Annotated in this window: 14 protein-coding genes; 8 read left to right on the forward strand and 6 right to left on the reverse strand. The window is 72.7% G+C overall.

Annotated features, from left to right (window positions below; translation table 11 throughout):
* Positions 1–48: 48 nt before the first annotated feature.
* The 3 genes from AB0B50_RS27755 to AB0B50_RS27765 all read right to left on the reverse strand — a co-directional run bounded on the left by AB0B50_RS27755 (position 49) and on the right by AB0B50_RS27765 (position 3,982).
* Positions 49–294, reverse strand: a complete 246-nt coding sequence (locus tag AB0B50_RS27755; RefSeq protein ID WP_362337485.1) for a hypothetical protein — start codon at positions 292–294, stop codon at positions 49–51.
* Between the two features lie 107 nt (positions 295–401).
* Positions 402–3,023: a lantibiotic dehydratase gene (locus tag AB0B50_RS27760; protein WP_362337488.1), complete on the reverse strand. Its 2,622-nt coding sequence runs from the start codon at positions 3,021–3,023 to the stop codon at positions 402–404.
* A gap of 32 nt (positions 3,024–3,055) precedes the next feature.
* Positions 3,056–3,982, reverse strand: coding sequence for a thiopeptide-type bacteriocin biosynthesis protein (locus tag AB0B50_RS27765; RefSeq protein WP_362337491.1), 927 nt, complete (start codon positions 3,980–3,982; stop codon positions 3,056–3,058).
* Between the two features lie 184 nt (positions 3,983–4,166).
* On the opposite strand from AB0B50_RS27765, the gene AB0B50_RS27770 reads away from it, so the two are divergent.
* Positions 4,167–4,949, forward strand: a complete 783-nt coding sequence (locus tag AB0B50_RS27770; RefSeq protein ID WP_362337494.1) for a helix-turn-helix transcriptional regulator — start codon at positions 4,167–4,169, stop codon at positions 4,947–4,949.
* 65 nt (positions 4,950–5,014) lie between these two features.
* Here AB0B50_RS27770 and AB0B50_RS27775 read toward each other — a convergent pair whose 3' ends face one another.
* A complete protein-coding gene (locus tag AB0B50_RS27775) occupies positions 5,015–7,099 on the reverse strand; it encodes a tetratricopeptide repeat protein (RefSeq protein ID WP_362337497.1) in 2,085 nt (694 codons plus the stop codon).
* A 426-nt stretch (positions 7,100–7,525) separates the two neighbouring features.
* Here AB0B50_RS27775 and AB0B50_RS27780 point away from each other — a divergent pair, with 426 nt between their 5' ends.
* Positions 7,526–10,612, forward strand: coding sequence for an AAA family ATPase (locus AB0B50_RS27780; protein ID WP_362337500.1), 3,087 nt, complete (start codon positions 7,526–7,528; stop codon positions 10,610–10,612).
* 61 nt (positions 10,613–10,673) lie between these two features.
* A complete protein-coding gene (locus tag AB0B50_RS27785; RefSeq protein ID WP_362337503.1) occupies positions 10,674–10,940 on the forward strand; it encodes a hypothetical protein in 267 nt (88 codons plus the stop codon).
* A 534-nt stretch (positions 10,941–11,474) separates the two neighbouring features.
* Here AB0B50_RS27785 and AB0B50_RS27790 read toward each other — a convergent pair.
* Both AB0B50_RS27790 and cynR read right to left on the reverse strand, forming a co-directional pair.
* Positions 11,475–11,990: a lytic polysaccharide monooxygenase auxiliary activity family 9 protein gene (locus AB0B50_RS27790; protein ID WP_362337506.1), complete on the reverse strand. Its 516-nt coding sequence runs from the start codon at positions 11,988–11,990 to the stop codon at positions 11,475–11,477.
* Between the two features lie 95 nt (positions 11,991–12,085).
* Positions 12,086–13,006, reverse strand: coding sequence for a transcriptional regulator CynR (gene cynR / locus AB0B50_RS27795; RefSeq protein ID WP_362337509.1), 921 nt, complete (start codon positions 13,004–13,006; stop codon positions 12,086–12,088).
* Positions 13,007–13,142: 136 nt separating this feature from the next.
* Between cynR and AB0B50_RS27800 the strand changes: the two genes are divergently transcribed.
* The 5 genes from AB0B50_RS27800 to AB0B50_RS27820 all read left to right on the forward strand — a co-directional run bounded on the left by AB0B50_RS27800 (position 13,143) and on the right by AB0B50_RS27820 (position 17,687).
* Positions 13,143–13,772: a carbonic anhydrase gene (locus tag AB0B50_RS27800; RefSeq protein ID WP_362337512.1), complete on the forward strand. Its 630-nt coding sequence runs from the start codon at positions 13,143–13,145 to the stop codon at positions 13,770–13,772.
* Between the two features lie 58 nt (positions 13,773–13,830).
* A complete protein-coding gene (cynS, locus tag AB0B50_RS27805) occupies positions 13,831–14,301 on the forward strand; it encodes a cyanase (protein ID WP_362337515.1) in 471 nt (156 codons plus the stop codon).
* 119 nt (positions 14,302–14,420) lie between these two features.
* The gene (locus AB0B50_RS27810) at positions 14,421–15,185 is read left to right on the forward strand and encodes an aminoglycoside adenylyltransferase family protein (RefSeq protein WP_362337518.1); all 765 of its coding nucleotides are present in this window, start codon (positions 14,421–14,423) and stop codon (positions 15,183–15,185) included.
* A gap of 235 nt (positions 15,186–15,420) precedes the next feature.
* On the forward strand, positions 15,421–16,716 hold the full coding sequence (locus AB0B50_RS27815) for an extracellular solute-binding protein (protein ID WP_362337521.1): 1,296 nt from the start codon (positions 15,421–15,423) through the stop codon (positions 16,714–16,716).
* Positions 16,713–17,687, forward strand: coding sequence for a sugar ABC transporter permease (locus AB0B50_RS27820; protein ID WP_362337524.1), 975 nt, complete (start codon positions 16,713–16,715; stop codon positions 17,685–17,687). The genes AB0B50_RS27815 and AB0B50_RS27820 overlap by 4 nt, the downstream gene beginning before the upstream one ends.
* Positions 17,688–17,696: the final 9 nt, after the last annotated feature.

The raw sequence follows: 17,696 nt of genomic DNA on the forward strand, positions 1-17,696 counted from the left end.
GCTTTCACCTCCTTTCCATGTCCGTCGGGCGGGTGGAGCGTGGCGCCCCTACTGGGTGCACGGACAACTGCCCGTGCAGCCACCGACCTTGGTGCATCCCTGGGTGGTGCCCATGGTGCCGACCTTGAGGAGCTGCGCGTCGTCGAACTGGGTCTCCAGCTGATCGATGAGCGCGTCGACGTCGTCGAGCACGAATGCCTCGGCAGTGGTCACCTCACCGTCCATTGCTTTCACCTCCTTTCCGTACGCGTGGAGTTGTGGGTACTGCCACCGCCAGGACACGACAGAGGTCATGACGGGACAGCGTTCAGGGACCGGTCGCCAGACCGGTGAGTCGCACGTATCGGTGAGCCGCACGGACTGGTGAGCCGCACGGACCCGCGGGCCGCCCGGCCCGCGGATCACACCGACCGATGGATACGGACCAACAGCTCCGCGGTCACCGGCGCACCGGCCGGGTCGGCGAGGTCCGCGACGAGCAGCTCGCTGGGCGAGGGCAGCATCTCCTCGGCCACCGCGGTGCCGCCCGCGGCGAAGGCAAGGTCGCCCGTCCGCTCCAGGACAGACAGCGCGTGCAGGCTCTCCAGGTCGCACGGCAGTGGCGAGTCCGCGCCGCTCGCCGCCGACAGGAAGACCCAGCGGGGCAGGCCCAACCGCTCGCGCAGCCGCGTGAGATGACGGGCCCGGTCCAGCTCATGGGCGGTGGTCGGCGGGAGCGCGGCCACGGGCACGCGCCACTGGGCGGCCGAAAGGACCAGCGAACCCGCGACCGTGATCCTGGGGACGTACTCCCGTTTGGGCAGGGCGCCCAAGGAATGCCGCAGCCGACGGCGCCGGGCCGAGTGCTGTGGCGACGCGCCCAGCAGCAGCGAGGCAACCTGGTCCCAGGGCCGCGGCGCGTTGCGTGCCGAGTGGTACAGGGGGCGGATCGGCCCGGAGCGGTCGCTCACGACGACCCGCGTGCCGTTCCACCGGGCGGTCAGCTCGTCCAGCGGCACGAAGCGCGGCCGCGCGCCCGGCGGCCCCTCGCAGTACCCGGGCAGATCCGGGTCGCCGGTCCAGGAGCCGGTGTACAGGGGCCTGCGCACGGCGTTGGCGGCGAACCGGGACAGGGCCGGGAAGAGCAGTTCGACCGAGGGCACCCCGCTCTCCCGGTCGAGCCGCCGCAGGAACGCGCGGTACGCCTCCACCTGGGGGAGCCGCCCGTGCAGCCGTTCCAGCGCGCCGACGAACCGGGCGTCGTACACGCCCGCGGGCACGGTGACGTCGAGCGCCCAGTTCGGTCCGGGCAGCGGGCGTACGACACAGTCGAGTGGCCAGGCGGGCCGCGCCTCGGGGGCGCCGAAGCGGTCGAGGACGTCCCGTCCGATGTCGATGGAGGCGCCGTCGCACACGTCGTCGATGCGGCTGTCGAGCCAGTCGACGAGTCGCGCGTACCCCGATCCGGGCGTACGGGGCTCCGGCCACTCCGCGGCGGGAACGTGGACGCTCACCGGTGTGTCCCCGGTGGCGGCGAGCCGGTCGCGCAGGATGTTCAGGATCGATCGGTCCTGTCCCGTCACGAAGTCCGGTGCCGCGGCCGGGCCGGTTTCCGCGTCCTCGTCCATGAGCGCGTGCAGGCGAAGGGCCTGCCCGATCGCCGCGCGCAGGGCCATCAGGTCGGTGCCCGGCAGCGCGCCCGGCATGCGGCGGTAGACGTCCAGATAGCCCCCGTCCACGCGCTCGATCGGTGTGTCGTCGGTGTGCTCGGGCGTCGCTGCGTGCCAGGGGCGCCGGCGTTGCCGGGTGGGCGGCCGCAGCTGCAGCACGCCCATCTCCGCAAGTCGGAGCAGGAATTGGCGCAGGACGGCCCGTTGCCCCGCGTCGGCGGACGGCGGCACCAGCGCGGACTCCAGCTCGCCGAGCGGCACGGCGCCGCGCCGCAGCGCCGAGTGCAGACGGTTCACCAAGGGGGTGCGCCGGATGCGTACGGGTGTGAGGAGCGTGTCGTCACCGGGCTCCAGCGCGAGGGCCTCCAGGTGGCCGGACGCCACGCGCAGGAACGGGTTGAAGGACACGCGGGTGGCGGCGTCGAGGAGAGCGGGGGAGCCGGGAGGGGACGCGTCGCCGGGCAAGGCGGGATCCGCGGCGGCGTCTTCGGGCGCTGCGGCTTCAGGCTTGGTGGCTTCGGTCTTGGTGTCTTCGGGCCTGGCGTCCTCGGGCCTGGCGGAGCCGGGATTGGCGGGGTCGGACTCGGCGGGGTCGGGCTCGGCGGAGTCGGCCGAGGCGGCGTCGCCCGAGGCGGCGCCGGAACCACGTACCCCTGCCCCTTCCCGCACCGACCGCTCCTGGAGATTCTCCGTCCAGTCGGTGGCCACGTCGGCGGTGAGCGTGAGCGGACGCGCCGGTCCGGCAGGTCCGTCCGCCACGCCCACCACGGCCACATGGCCCAGCCAGCCACGCGGGGTGACCTTCACCGCGCCGCGGGCGATCATCCGCCACAGGTAGTCCGCGCGTTTGCGCATCTGACGGTCCGTCCAGGGACGTCCCGCGGCGAGTCGTTCGGCGACCTCGGCGCCCACCGGCAGTGTGCCGTCGAGCAGGGCCTGCCGCCCCATCGGTGAACCCCGCAGCAAGGCATAGCCCGCCGGGGCGAGTCGTCGCTTCTCCGCGTCGAGGCGTCGCGCGACGTCCTTCCTGAGCCCCTCCAGCACACCGGCCTCCGCGTGCGCCCCCGTGAGGACCCGGGCCAGCGCCCCCTCGGGCGTCACACGGCGGGCCACGGCGACGAGCCGCCGATGGTCCGCCTCGGCGAGCGGGCGGCCGCGGTGCAGCCGCCGCCGCGCGGACAGCGCGAGACGGCGCTCTGTGACGGTCAGCGCGGGATGGGGGACGAGGGCGGTGCCGATGACGTCGGCGAGACGGGCGCTCATCCGGGTGAAGTCGCCCTCGGTGCGCTCCAGTTCGGAGATGAGGCGGAACAGGTCCGGCGAGCCGCCCGCACACCACAGCCGCATCGGCAGCCCCGCGGTCCGGAGCAGCACGGCGTCGCGGTACGGGCGCGCGCCCCCGCCGCTCACCGCTGTTCACCGCCCGGTCGTGCCGTCAGCGCCTCCGCGATGAGGGTCTGCCGCAGGATGGACAGGCCCGCACGGTTCCAGTGGAAGACGATGACGAACGCGGCCGCCTCGCGCGGCCCGATGAGCGCGTTCCCCGCGGTGAAGTACGTACGGAGCCATTGCTCGCCTGCCTCCGCCACGGCCGTGCGGAACTCCTCGGCCTGCTTCACCGCGCTGTCCGGCAGGCGCGCGGTCAGGGAGTCCGGGTCGGTCCAGCCCGCGCGCAACGCGGCCTCGATCCGGGCCGCTTCGGCCGGCAGCCCCGCGGTGCCCGCTCCGTGCCCGAGCGCGGCGAACCGGCGCCCGGTCTGGCGGCGCAGCCGGTCCCACACGTCGAGGTCCTCCCAGCCGACGATCTCCAGGGCGTCGAGGAGCGCGCGCACCATCAGCAGCGACATGGCCCACGCCGGGCGGGCTCCCGCACCCTCCCGCCCGGCGGGGCGGTCCTCCGGGGCACCGTGAATGCCGGCGCTGTGAAAGCCGAGCCAGGCCAGCGAGTCGGCGGTGAAGACCCGGTGGACGCTGCGCATCGACACCGGACCGCCGAAGAGGAACTCCTCCGGCTCGTACACCCCCGCGTTCCAGTCGGCGACCAGACCCTCCTGGTGCCAGTACGAGAGCCGCTGCCGCAGCAGGGCGTCGACGTGCGCGCGGGACGCCCCCGCCTGGAAGCGCATCCGCACCCCCGGCTGCTTGTGCAGGAAGAAGAACTCTTCGGCCCGCCCGTCGGCCAGCAATTCGCGTGCGGTGCCGAGGAGTTCGGCGTAGAGGTCCATACGACGGCCCCTGGCGGGCGCCACACCGAAGTGCAGCCAAGCGCCCGGATGGCGCCGCGCGACCGGAGTCACGATGTCCGGTGTGCGCAGACAGCCGCTGTCGTCCATGCCCCTCACCCCCGTGAGACGGAACGCGGCTCACTTCCGGCCGCGTTGCCAGACTGCCGTCCCGCAGGCGGCGGGGGTATGCGTACCTCTGCGTAGCGGGTGGCCGGTCCCGGCCCTTGACAGACGAGGCCCGTCTCCTCTAATCCGGTGATGGTGCGGAGAGAGGGGGCTTTCCGTGTCCTGCATGTCAGCGCGCGACTACCAGCGCATGCTCGACCTCACCGTCGCCGTCCTGAACAGCCGCCAGTCCACGCTGCCGTGGCCGCTGGTGCGCGAAGAACTCGGCGACGTCCTCGACAGTCACGCGAAGGTCCTCTTCGCGTCGCGCGACTGGCCGGAGCCGGACACACCGGTACCGTGCCCGCCGTCCACGGCAGCTGTCGACGTGCGGATGCGCACGCTGGACGAGACGCTCCACAAGCACCCGCTCGTACGCCACTACCGGCGCACGGGGGACCGCTCGCCCTTGACCGACCGGGAGTTCGGCGGCGGACGGCCCTGGCCGGACGCGGCGGCGCAGAGCGCCTTCGAGAGGGCGTTCGCGGCGGACCACCACTTGGCGCTCCCGCTGCCCGCGCCCGCAGGCGCCACCCACCTGATCATGCTGGGCAGGTCGGGCGAGTCCTACGGCGACCGCGACGTGGAGTTCGCGGGCCGGATCCAGCCCCTGCTCGCGGCCGTCGTCGAGCATATGACCCATGCCCGGCGGCTGCCCGCGGCGTCCTGGGGCGAGGGGCCCGAGGACACCCTGGACCGGGCTGCCGAGTACGGCCTGACACCGCGCGAGACGGTGGTCCTGACCCTGCTCGCCCAGTCGCTCACCGCGGACACCATCGGGCGCAGGCTCGGCATCTCGCCGCGCACCGCGCACAAGCACCTGGAGAACGTGTACCGCAAGCTCGGCACGGGCGACCGCCTGGCCACCGTGCTGCACGCCCGCGAGGTGGGCCTGCTGCCCGGCCGCTGAGAGGTTCGGCGGCCGAGCGGCAGGGCGACCGGGCGGCAGGGCGACCGGGAAGCCGGGCGGCGGCCTCAGGGGTCGTCGGTCTCGCACTCGGCGAGGCGGGACCTCAGCTCGTCCCGGTCCGCGCCGGGCAGACCCAGCGCCGCGGCGTAGTCGGCGCGTGCCGCGGCCGTCCGTCCGGCTCGCTGATGGACGTACCCGCGGTTGTAGAGCAGATCCGGATCGTCGGCGTCGAGCGCGATGGCGTGCGTCAGGTCGTCGACGGCGGCCCGGTCGTCCCCGGCCTCGTGCGCCAGGGCGGCACGGCCCGCCAGGGCGCTCACGAGCCGGGGATCGGCGGCCAGCGCCCGGTCGAAGTCCGCGCGGGCCCGCGCCTCGTCGCCGCTGTGCAGGGCGAGCAGACCGTGCGCGCACACCAGACGTACGTCATCGGGATGGCGCCGCAGCCCTTCGAGGATGTGGATCCGCGCGCCCGCCGGCTCGCCCTGCTCCAGCAGGAGTCCCGCGAGACTCGCCCGGACGTCGGGCTGGTCGGGGTCGAGATCCGCGGCGTGGCGCAGATCGGTGAGCGCGCCCACGGGGTCCCCCAGCTCCAGGCGTACGTCGCCGCGGTTGAAGTACATCTCCCAGTAGGGAGGTGCCAGATCGATCGCACGGTCGTAGTCGGCAAGCGCGCCGCGCACGTCGCCGACGCGTCGCCGGACGCCGGCCCGGTCGACGTAGTGCTCGGGGTGGTGCGGATCCATCGCGACGACCGCGTCGAAGTCGGTCAGCGCTTCGTCCAGTCGACCCAGAGCGGTGTACACCCTGGCCCGGTTGTGCAGGAGCACCGAGCGGTGCAACAGGTGGCTGCCGTCCGGGAGTTCGCGGCACATCCGCTCCATGCCGCTCTGGATCAGGCGCAGGGCCTCGGCGGGGCGTCCCAGATGGGTCTCGGCGAGCGCGAGGCCGTTCTCCTGGAACGTGGTGTGGAAGGCCCGCTGTTCGGGATGCGGCCACAGGGAGGCGAGGGCGATCGTGTTGTTGAGAAGTGCCTTCGCGGCCAGGTGGTCGAGGCGGCCCGGCGGATGGAAGCGGGTGTGCAGCATGGCCAGTGAGTAGCCGGTGACCAGATGGACGAGTGGATCCGTGGACCGCTCGCGCATGGTCAGATGCAGCCGCTCGGCCTGCTCCGTGTCGCCCAACAGGGTCAGGGCGACGGTGACTTTGGTGTGCAGGCCAAGGCGCAGACCGAGCGGCGCGTCGTCCCCGGCCGCGTCCTGAGCGCGCCGCGCGACGTCGAGCAGCGCGTGATAGGCGCCCAGGTTCAGCGCGTGCTCGGCGGCCGCGAGCAGGACGGGTGCGGCCTTCGCGGGGTCGCTGCCGTGTTCCAGGTGGTAGGGCAGGGCGCCGAGCCCGAGGCTGAACTCCCCCTTGTCCACGAGGCTGTGGAGCTCCGCGGCGCGATCGTCGTGCAGTCGGGCCCGGACGTCCGGGGCGGTCTCCTCGTAGGCGGTCTGTTCTCCGGGATCGTCCGAGACGCCGTCGCGCGCGACGAAGGTCCGGGCGAGGGCGGTCCGCTTCCGCGGGGGGATGAGCTCCGGGGGTGTCGGTGGGACCCGTAGCGCGTAGCGACGCAGTGCCCCCGCCAACTCCGCGGCCGAAGCGTCCAGTTCTGTTCCGGTCGTACGTACGACGATGGTGATGCGCTCGGGATCCGTGCGACGCAGCAGCACCGCGAGGAACTCCTGGTCCGTCGGGTCGGCCGCGTCGACATGTGCGAAGTCCAGGACCAGCGGGCGCCGTCGGTCGAGCCTCGCGAAGGACAGGAGGAGCTCCACCACGCCGTGTGCGAGGCGGCGCGTGCGGGTGCGGGGGTGCAGCCGGGTCCGTTCGGCGGGCGCGGCCCGCGCGGTGAGGGTCTCCGGTGGAGCGGTGACGAGGCCGCGCAGCTCGGGAGCGAGCGCGAGGACCTCCACCTTGTGCCGGTCGAGCAACTCCGGCCGGATCGCGTCGATGTGAGGAGCCAGGGAGCGCAGCAGGCTCCCCGCCCCCGTGTACGGGCCCCGGAGCCGCCGATGGCAGTCGACCGAGACGTCGGGCTCCGTCTCCCGTGTCGTCCCGCTCGTTCCGCCACCGACGCGAGGCCCGGTCAGCCACAGATGTGTGCTCATGACGCCGCGCCTCTCACGGGGCCGTCGGGAGGACGTAGGCGGCGGACGAGGCGATCCGGAGGGTGCCCGGACGGCGTGGAGCTATGAGCTTCATGACAAGAGTTCCTTTTCTGTACCGGGAGCTGCCCCCTCTCCTGCCGATGCCGGAGAGGGGGCAAGGTGCGGAGGCTCCGTCTGCCGACCGCACGCCCCCATGATTCGAGGCGCACCGGCCCCCGGCATGGGGATCCCGCCCCCGCTTTTGTCGGCTGGTACGGACCGCTGAGCTCCGGCGCCGCCGTCGGCGGAATTTTCGGGGGAATTCTCGGGGCGGGCTGAACAAACGGCCGTCGGGGCCCGTATCCACTCAATGGCGTCCGGGCAGCGAGCAGCGGATGCGGCTCGGACGTGGGTCGTACTGGCAGGAAAAACGGGGGACAGGACGCCATGGACGTACGGGACAGGACATCGATCGTCTTCGGACGAGATTGTGAACTCGGTCTGCTCGATCGGGTGTTGGGTGCTGCGCGGGCACGTGAGGGAGGAGCGGTATTCCTGACGGGAGAGGAAGGGGCGGGCAAGTCGAGCCTGGCCGCGGAGGTCGCCGAGCGCGCGTCGGCCCGCGGGATGCGCGTCCTGCGGGGCCGCGCCGGCACGATCGGGCAGCGCGCCGCGTACCGCCCGCTGACCGAGGCCCTCGTGGAACTCTCCCGCGACGGGCGGCTCGACCTGGAAGCGGCGCGTCTGTGCCGCGCGGCCCTCGCGGGGCTGACCGGGCGGTCGGATACCGAGCGGCCGGAGACCGAGGCTGGCTGTGACGCGCCGGGGGCGGGCTCGCTCGTCGTGCTCGGGGAAGCCGTGCTGCGCGCGGTCGCGGCGGCCGGGCGCGGCCGGGGCTGTCTCCTCGTCCTGGAGGATCTCCACGACGCGGACCATCTCACCCCGGCGATCGTCGAGTTCCTCGTCGATCACATCGCGCAGGAGCCCGTCGCCCTTGTGGTGACCCTGCGCGGCGAGCCGTGCCCCGCCCTGGAGCTGGCACGCGCGATCGCGCGCCGGGGCGGCGCGAGCCTCGTCGCGCTCGACCGGCTCGGCCGCTCGGACGTGCGCCGGCTGATCGCGCACCGGCTTTCGGCCCGCCCCGAGGAACTGCCGGAGACACTGACCGGGCACGTCCTGGCGCAGAGCGACGGTAACCCCTGGCTCGTCGAGGAGCTGCTGGCCCATCTGACCGACGCGGGAGCCCTCGCGTACGACACCGAGGGCTGGCGCCTGTCCGACCACCCGGGCACGGCCGAGGTCCCCGACGCGCTGGTCACCAGCATCGGGCGGCGCGTCGAGCGGCTCGGCGCACGGGGGCGCGAGCTGCTGTGCGCGGCGGCGGCCATGGGTACCCGTTTCCCCGCGCCCGTGATCCAGGCGGCCACCGGCATGCCGGACGACGAGGCGCTCGGTCTGCTGCACGCCGCCCTCGCCGCCGGGCTCATCGGAGCCGATGAGCCCGCGCCCGACTGGTTCGCGTTCCGTCACCCGCTGACGGCCCGCGCCCTGTTGCGCACGCTCACCCCGAAACAGCAGGCTCGCACGGCCCGCCAGTGCGCGGGCGCGGTGGAGGACCTGCACCCTCAACTCCCGGCCGAGTGGTGCTTGATGGCCGCGCGGCTGTGGTCCGCCACAGGGGAGCGGATCACGGCCGCCGGGCTGTACGCACGGGCCGGGTCCCGCGCCCTCGCGCAGGGCGCGGCGACGGCGGCGGCCGACGCCCTTGACAGGGCCCGAGCCCTCCTGACCGGGGAGGACCCGGCGGGCGTCGGCCCCGCCGACCCACAGCAGGCGGTTCCTTACGCGCACGTCCTCGACCTGCTCCTGAACGCGCTGACCGAGGCGGGCGAGAGCGAGCGCGCCTGGCGGTTGCACGGGGCGGTGGACGGGGTGTGCCCCGCGGCGGTCGGCGCGGAACGGGCGGCCGGACTGCATCTGCGTCTTGCACGGGTCGCCGCGGCCTGCGGCCGCGAGGAGGCAGGGCGGGCCCAACTGAGCGAGGCCCGCCGCCTGTTGGGCGCCGACCCGGATGCGTACGCGGTCGTCGACGCGGCCGAGGCCGTGCTTGCCCGGCAGGCGGGCGAGGTCTCGGCGCGCGAGGAGGCCCGCGCCCGCCGGGCCGCCGCGACGGCCGAGCGCACCGGGGCCTGGGAGGCGGCCTGCCAGGCCTGGGACGTGCTCGGCGTCCTCGCCAGGTCGCGTGACGTGCAGGAATCGACGGTCTGCTTCGACCGGGTCCGCAATGTCGCGGAGCGGCACGGGTTGCCGTTCTGGCGGCTGCGCTCGCTCTTCAGGCTGGGCGGGGACGACTGGCTCACCGAAGGGGACGTCGCCCGCCTCGAACACGCGCGGCGCGAGGCGGTGCGGCTGGGCGCAGGGGACATCGGGGCGTCGGCGGAGGCGGACCTCGCGCTGTGGCTGGTGCTCAGCGGCCGGTTCGAGACCGCGGCCCAGCTGATCGACGCCTGCTGGACGCGTCCTGACGGACCGCGCGACGAGGACCGTACCCGACAACTCCTGGCCGCTGAGGCGGTGTTGGCGGCGCACCGAGGCAAGCGCGCCAGGATGGACCAGGCCGTCGCGGAGTTCCATCGCAGGGGCGGTGACCGCTCCCCGCTGGCGACGCTCACCGCCGGACTCGCCAGGTCGTTCTGCGCGCTTCTGGAGGAGGACCGGGAGCGGGCCCAGGAGGAGCTGGTCCGCACGGAACTGCGCGGTGCGGGGCACCCGTTGGACGGCCGGCAGGGGCTGCGGCATCTGCTCGACGCGTTGCGTACGGGGGCCGGGGGCGGCGCAGAGGAATCGCGGGGCGGCAGGCGCGGGAGGTCCACCAAGGGGGCGAGTTCCAGGGGAACGCACGCCGAAGTGACCACCCCGCGGCAGCGGCATGAGATGTCGGCACGGCCCGAACTCCCCGACCCGGAAGCCCCGTTGTCCCGCCTGCGCTGGAACCGGCACTTCACGCTCCTCGCCCGCGCCGTCCACCTCGGCAGGGCGGGCCGCCGCGACGAGGCGGAGGCGGCCGTGCGGGCGGCCCGCCACGCGGCTGCCCCGTTCCCGCTGGCCCACCACCTGGGCCTGCGCCTCGTCGCGGAGGCGGCTCTGCGCGACCACTGGGGCGAGCCGACGGCGTGGCTGCACCGGGCCGAGGAGTACTTCCACCAGGCCGAGCTGCCCGTCGTGGCGGGCGCCTGCCGCGGGCTGCTGCGCAGGAACGGCGTGGCGGTGCAACAGCGCCGCAGGGGCGCGGACGCGGTGCCGCGTCCGCTGCGCCAACTCGGCGTCACCGTCCGCGAGTACGAGGTCTTCCGTCTCATGGCGCCCCGCCCCGCCAACCGGGACATCGCCGACCGCCTCTACATCTCACCGCGTACGGTCGAGAAGCACGTGGCCAGCCTCATCCTGAAGACGGGCCGCCCGAGCCGCGCGGCACTGAGCGAGCTGGCCTCGACGGTGCTGCTCGACGACGGGGAGGGCGCGACGGACGGGTGACGGACGCCCCGCTGACCGCCCCGCCGGGAACCGGACCTGGAGTGCGTTCCTGCGAGCTGTAGTGAGCGACTCCGGTGGGCAGTTCCGTCTGGAACAACGGCCGGACCCGGTGGCGGGGCCGGGCGACGCGGTGGTGGGACCGGGTGGCGCGGTGGTGGCACTGGTCGGTGGCGGTGGTCGCGCCGAGCGGATCGCCGTCCCCGCCGATCTCCTGCTTCCGGTCCCGGACCCCCTGTCCTGGCAAGAGGCCGCCGGGTTCCCGGAGGCCTTCGGCACGGTCCACGGCCTGGGACGCCCTGGTGCCCCAGGCTCAGGTGCGCGCCGGTGACCATGTGCTGATCACGGGCGCGGCGGGCGGTGCGGGAACGGCCATGGTGCAGGTCGCCGCCGCCTCCGGTGCGCATGCCGTGGACAGTGTGCGCCGGCCTGCTGCGCAGCCGCGGCAAGGTGCTGATCGTCGGCGTTCAGGCCGGCGCCGCGGTGCCGCTGCGCATGTTCGATCTCACGCTGGTGCGCGGCCAGTTGATCGGAACGACCGTCCGCGGCCGCACACCCGCGGAGAAGGCCGTACTCGCGGACCTCGTCCGCACCTCGTCCGCACCTCGGTCGCTCGCCTGTTCGCCTGCTCGCCGCCGGATGTCTGCGGGTCCCGGTGGACACGGCCGTACCCCTCGACCGGTACGCCGACGCGTACGCCCGGCTCGCGGGACCGGGCGAGTTCGGCAAGATGAACCTGACGCGCGAATGACCGACCGGGCGACTGACCCCGCCCCGTCGGACCATGAATCGGTCCGACGGGGCAGGTGTGGCATCGGCCTCGGTGCATACCGCCGACGTCAGATGCCGAGGTCAGATGCCGAGGTCAGCCTTTGATGTTCACGTCGATACAGGCATAGAAGGCGTTGGCGGTGTCCGCGATGTTCCACACCGCGAGGACCTTCTGCTTGCCGGTGAGGCCGCCGAAGTCGACGGTGTGGGTGACCGTCTCGCCCGGCTGGGCACCGCCGTCGTCGACCTCGGCGATCTTGTTGCCGCCGACGAAGTACTGCCAGGTGCTGGTGCTGTGACGTGCTGTCAGCTTCCAGCTGAACTCCTGGGAGGAGCCGACGTCGGTGACCTGCCAGCCCTTGCTGTCGTCGTCGAGCTCCTTGAACCGGGCGTTGCCGCCGCTGCAGGTCGTCTGGCCCTTGGGGCCCTCGACGCTCTGCGGCTCATGGGTGATCTCGCCGCACGAGACGGTTCCGGCCGCGCACTGGGCCTGGCGGCTCGGGGGTGCGTTGACGTAGCCGTGGGCGCCGGCCGGGGTGACCGAGGCCAGGACCAGCAGCGGCGCGCAGCCCGCGCCGACGACAGCGGCCAGTTTCCGCTTCGAATGCATCTCTGCTCCCTCTGGGTGGGGGGATGAGGGGGAAGAGACAACCGGGCGCCTCGGTCGACTCATTGGCCTAGACCTTACTGATTGTCAGAACTCCGTCAACCCTTCAACTGGTGTTCGTGGGGGAGAAGTTGTTCCCGTGACCACTCGTGGGTCAGCTCCGTGAAGGCCCGAGCCGCGGCGCTCCGGTAGCCGCTCTCCCTGCGCAGCAGCGTGACCGTCCGCGGGGGCGGGGCGGGTTCGAGCGGGACGGTGCGCAGGCCGGGGTGGTCGCGGGTCAGGGCGTCGGGCAGGACGGTGGCCAGCCGGGTGTGCCGGACGATCTCGGTGAGCGCGTTGATCGAGGTGGCCTCCACGGCGACGTCCGGCCGTACCTCGTGTCGGGCGAAGTGTGCGTCGATGTGCACGCGCGTGGCGAAGTCGCCGCTGAGCAGGGCCAGTCGGGTGGTGGCGAGCTCGTCGAGGGGCAGGGGGGCCGACCGGTCCGCGTGCGGATGGAGGTCGCCCACGACGAGGCTGAGCGACTCGGTGAACAGGTCCGTCGCGGACAGGCCCGACAGGTGCGGGCCGTGGAAGGCGATGCCGAGGTCGAGCTCGTCGGCGAGGAGGTCGGGCTCGATGCGGTCCTGCGGCAACTCGCGCAGGTGCAGGGCGATCCCGGGATGGCGCTCGTGCAGCAGGGCGGTGAGCGGCCCGACGAGGTAGGTGGTGAACGTCGGCGTGATGGCCAGGCGCAGGGTGCCGCGCGACAGGTCGGTCACGTCGTGCACGGCGCGCTCGGCCGCGGCCAGGTCCTGCAGGGCGCGGCGCGCGTGGGGGAGATAGGCGGCACCGGCGTCGGTGAGGCGGACCGTGCGGCCGCCGCGGTCCAGGAGCGGGACGCCGACCGCACGCTCCAGCTGACGGATCTGCTGGGAGAGCGTCGGCTGGGAGATGTGCAGCTCCTCGGCCGCCCGCGTGAAGTTGCCGTGCTCGGCGACGGCGAGCAGATACCGCAGATGTCGCAGTTCAGGGGCCATGCCCTCAACTATAGACACAGCTATAGATGGCATCGATAGAAGTCATGGACATTGCGTCTTGGACGCTATACGCGCAGGTCATGCATGGTGGATCTCGTCAGCCCGACAGGGCGGACGCCTACCGAAGGGAGTGACCATGCGAGACCTCGCGGCGGGAGTGCAACGCTTCCAGCAGGACGTCTTCCCGGCCAAGGCCGAGCTGTTCGCACGCCTTGCCACCCGCCACACACCGGACACGCTGTTCATCGGCTGCTCGGACGCCCGCGTCGTCCCCGAGCTGATCACCCAGCGCGAGCCGGGCGAGCTGTTCGTCATCCGCACCGCGGGCAATCTCGTCCCGGCCCATACGCCGTACGCGGAGGGAATCGCCGCGAGCATCGAGTACGCGGTGGCCGTCCTCGGCGTCACCGACATCGTGGTGTGCGGCCACTCGGCCTGCGGGGCGATGACCGCTCTCGCCGAGCGCCGGGACCTGACCGGCGCACCGGCCGTCGCCGACTGGCTGCGCCACGCGGACGCCGCCGTGGCCCGCACGCCCGACTCCGCGACCGGCGCCGAGCGGGTAGCCGCCCTGGTGCGGGACAACGTCCTGGCCCAGCTCAACCACCTGGCCACGCACCCCTCGGTGGCCAGGGCCCTGTCCCGCGGCGCGCTCACGCTGCACGGCTGGGTCTACGACATCGCCACGGGTGCCGTGGAGGACCTCACCGTCAAGGGCGCCGTCGAGGAATTCACTGCCGCCACCACCGCCGCGACCGCGGCCTGAACCACCCCCCCTCGCGGCAGGACCCTTCCTGCCCGTATCCCGAAAGGACACCCCTCTCATGATCCACGCCCAGTTCGACGCCACCGCCCGTCAGGACCTCGCCGTCCGCGCCGTCGAGGCCAAGGTGCGCAAGGACCTGTCCTGGCAGCAGATCGCCGACGCCGCCGGTCTCTCGGTCGCCTTCGTCACCGCCGCGGTCCTCGGCCAGCACGCCCTGCCCGAGCCTGCCGCCAAGGCCGTCGCCGAGCTGCTCGGTCTGGACGACGACGCGGTGACGCTGCTGCAGACGATCCCGACCCGCGGCTCGATCCCCGGCGGCATCCCCACCGACCCGACGATCTACCGCTTCTACGAGATGCTCCAGGTCTACGGCACCACCCTGAAGGCCCTGGTCCACGAGCAGTTCGGCGACGGCATCATCAGCGCCATCAACTTCAAGCTCGACGTCAAGAAGGTCGCCGACCCCGAGGGCGGCGAGCGCGCGGTGATCACCCTGGACGGCAAGTACCTTCCCACCAAGCCGTTCTGACCCAGGTGGCGGCCGGGCCCGGCGTGACGGCCGGGCCCGGCGGGTGTCTACGATGCGTGACTACGTACTGGCGTGACCCGCGGTGCGAGGCACGGGACGTGTGACGAACGGAGCGGCAAGTGACGCAGACCGACGACGTGGTCCGCCTGGTCGGCGACGTGCTCGGCGCGGACGACATCGTGGGCGTCTACCTGCACGGCTCGGCCGTCCTCGGCGGTCTGCGTCCGCACAGCGACATCGACGTCTTCGTCGTGGCCCGGCGGCCCACCACCGCCGGGCAGCGGCAGGCCCTGACCGACGGTCTGCTCGCGATCTCGGGCAGCGGAGCGCCGGGCGAGCCCCTGCGCCCCGTCGAGCTGACCGTCGCCGTCCAGGGCGACATCCGCCCCTGGACGTACCCGCCCCGCTGCGAGTTCCAGTACGGCGAGTGGCTGCGCGACGCGTACCTGCGGGGCGAGACCCCGGAGCCCGAACCGGCCCCCGATCTCGCGCTCCTGGTGACGATGGTGCTGCGGGGCCGCGCCGCCCTGGTGGGACCGGCGCCGGACGAGGTGCTCGACCCGGTCCCGCCCGGGGACGTCACCCGAGCGATGGTCGCCGGCGTCCCCGAGCTGCTCGCCGAACTCGACACCGACACCCGCAACGTCCTGCTCACCCTCGCCCGCATCTGGACGACCCTGGCCACGGGCGACATCAAGTCCAAGGCGGGCGCGGCCGATTGGGTCCTGCGGCGGCTGCCCGCCGAGCACCGGTCGGTGCTGGAGCGCGCCCGCGCCGTCTATCTCGGGGACGAGGAGGAGCGCTGGGACGATCTCCTGCCACAGGTGAAGCCGCACGCCCGGTACGTCGTGCGGGAGATCCAGCGACTGGCGCCGCAGGGCTGAACCCCCGACTGGAACCACCGAGTGAACCACCGGCTGGAATCACCGGCTGGCTCCTCGACTGGAATCACCGGCTGGACCACCCGGCCTTGCAGAGGACTGAACCTCCGTACACGCAAGGGACGTTCGCAACGCGAGCGGTTCGCGACCCATTGACATCCGACTCGGCCGCGGTGATGCTCCATCACGCCCGTGTTAACGATAACAGCGGGCCGAGGCACGCCTGAGGGAGTCATCCATGTCAGGTAGTCGTCCCCGTTCCCTCGATCGCCGCACCCTGCTCCTGGCCGCCACGGGCGCCACCGCCGGCGCCCTCGCGACCGCCTGCGGCACCGCCGAGGGGCAGCCCCGGGGCAAGGTCGCCGTCCTCGGCGACAGCGCGGCGTGGGAGAAGCCCATGGCCGCCGCCGGGTCGGCCATGAAGTCGGTGGCGGCACTGAGCCTGGTGCCTGAAGTCAACCCGTCCCTGGAGTCGTTCGAGCAGATCGTCAAGTCCTCGCTGCGGACCGGCAAGACCCCCGACATGCTCAAGTACTGGTCGGGCTACCGCCTCCAGGACCTCGCCCGTACCGGCGGCATCGTCGACCTGACCCGGCAGTGGGAGGGCGCCGTCGCCAGGGGCTGGGTCGACGCCTCCCTGCGCGGCGCGTTCACCTATCGGCGGCGGGTCTACGGCCTGCCGATGAACCTCGCGTACTGGGTGTTCTTCTACAACCCCGACGTCTTCCGCGAGCACGGCCTGAAAGTCCCGGAGACCTGGGGCGACTTCCTCACCGCCTGCGCACGCCTGAAGAAGGACGGCATCGTCCCGCTGCACGGCACGGCCGACGGGCGCTGGCCCTCCTTCATCTGGTTCCAGGAGATCCTCAGCCGCCAGGACCCGCGGTTCTACGAGGACTTGATGAACGGCCGTGAGCGCTACACCGACCCGCGCGCCGAGCGGGCCCTGCGCACCATCGCGTCCTTCTTCGACAAGGACTGGTTCACGCCCATGGACATGAACCACAACGACGCGGCCGCCGCGATGCTGCGCGGCAAGGTCGGCATGGTGCCCTGCGGCACCTGGCTCGGTTCCACCCTCGCGGCCGCGGGCGGCAAGCCCGGCAAGAACCTCGACGCGTTCGTGCTCCCCACGGCCGACGCGAAGGCCCGCCCCAGCGTCATCTTCGAGTCCAGTGCCCTCGTCGCCACCGTCAAGGGCCCCGACCGCACCGAGGCGTTGAAGGCCACCAGGACCTGGCTGCACCCCGCGGTCATGAAGGCGTTCTCGCACACCCTGCAGGACGGCTGCCCCAACCCCGAGGTCGAGCCCGCCAACCTCGTGATCGCGGGCCTCGCGAAGAAGGTGCGCGGCGACAAGCTGTGGCTGCTCAACCGCTTCTGGGAACAGGGCCCGCCCGAACTGGTCGAGGCGACCGTCGACGACCTCGCCGGATTCCTCCTGAACCCGTCCTCGTACCGCAAGACGCTGCGCACCATGCAGGACCGCGCCGACGAGGCATGGCGCGTGTGGCGGGAGGCGGAGGAGACATGACCGAGACCGTGACCCCCGCGCACGGCGCCGCGAAGCCCGTGCGCGTCCGCCGCAGGGTGCCCACCCGCACCCCGCACCAGGCCGCGAAGGCGGGCGGCGGCAGGCTCGGTGGCCCCCTCGCCGCCCTGCCCTGGGCGCTGCCCGCCTTCGCTTTCGTCGGTGTCCTGCTGGTGTATCCGTTCTTCCGCAGCGTCTACGGCAGCTTTTTCGAGGACAACGGCTTCACCAGCAGCTTCACCGGGTTCGACAACTACGCGCGGCTCGCCGACGACCCGATCTTCGGCCGGTCGGTGCTCAACACCCTGATGTGGGTGGCCGGCACGCTGCTGCTGCCCGTGCTCGCCGGGCTCCTCATCGCGGTTGCCACCCACCGGATGCGGTTCGGCGGCATCGCGCAGCTGATCATCGTGCTGCCGTTCGCGATCTCGGGGGCCGCCACCGCCGTCCTGTGGAACTTCATGCTGACGTCGGACGGTGCGGTCAACCAGGTCCTGCGCGGCATCGGCCTGGACGGCTGGGCGCAGACGTGGCTCCTGGAGTGGCCGCAGAACACCCTCTCGATGATCGTCGCAAGCACCTGGCAGGCGACCGGCCTGAACGTGGTCCTCTTCGCGATCGGGCTGCGCGCCATCCCGCGCGAGACCGTCGAGGCCGCCGAACTGGACGGCGCGAGCGGCTGGCGGATGTTCCGGCACATCACCCTGCCCCAACTGCGCGCCGTGACGGTCGTGGTGGTCGGGATGGCGATCGTGAACAGCCTCAAGGCGTTCGACATGATCTGGATACTCACCAAGGGCGGCCCGTCCCGCTCCTCGGAGACCCTTGCCCTGAGCATGTACCGCGAGGCGTTCCGGCTGTTCCACGTGGGCTACGGCTCGGCCATCGCACTCGTCCTCTCGGTGATCGTCGTCGCCTCGTCCTGGATGTACCTGCGCCGCCAGATGCCCGACACCGGCACGGCCAAGAGCTGAGGAGGGGAG

The organism is Streptomyces sp. NPDC041068 (assembly GCF_040647455.1).
Taxonomy (GTDB): Bacteria; Actinomycetota; Actinomycetes; order Streptomycetales; family Streptomycetaceae; genus Streptomyces.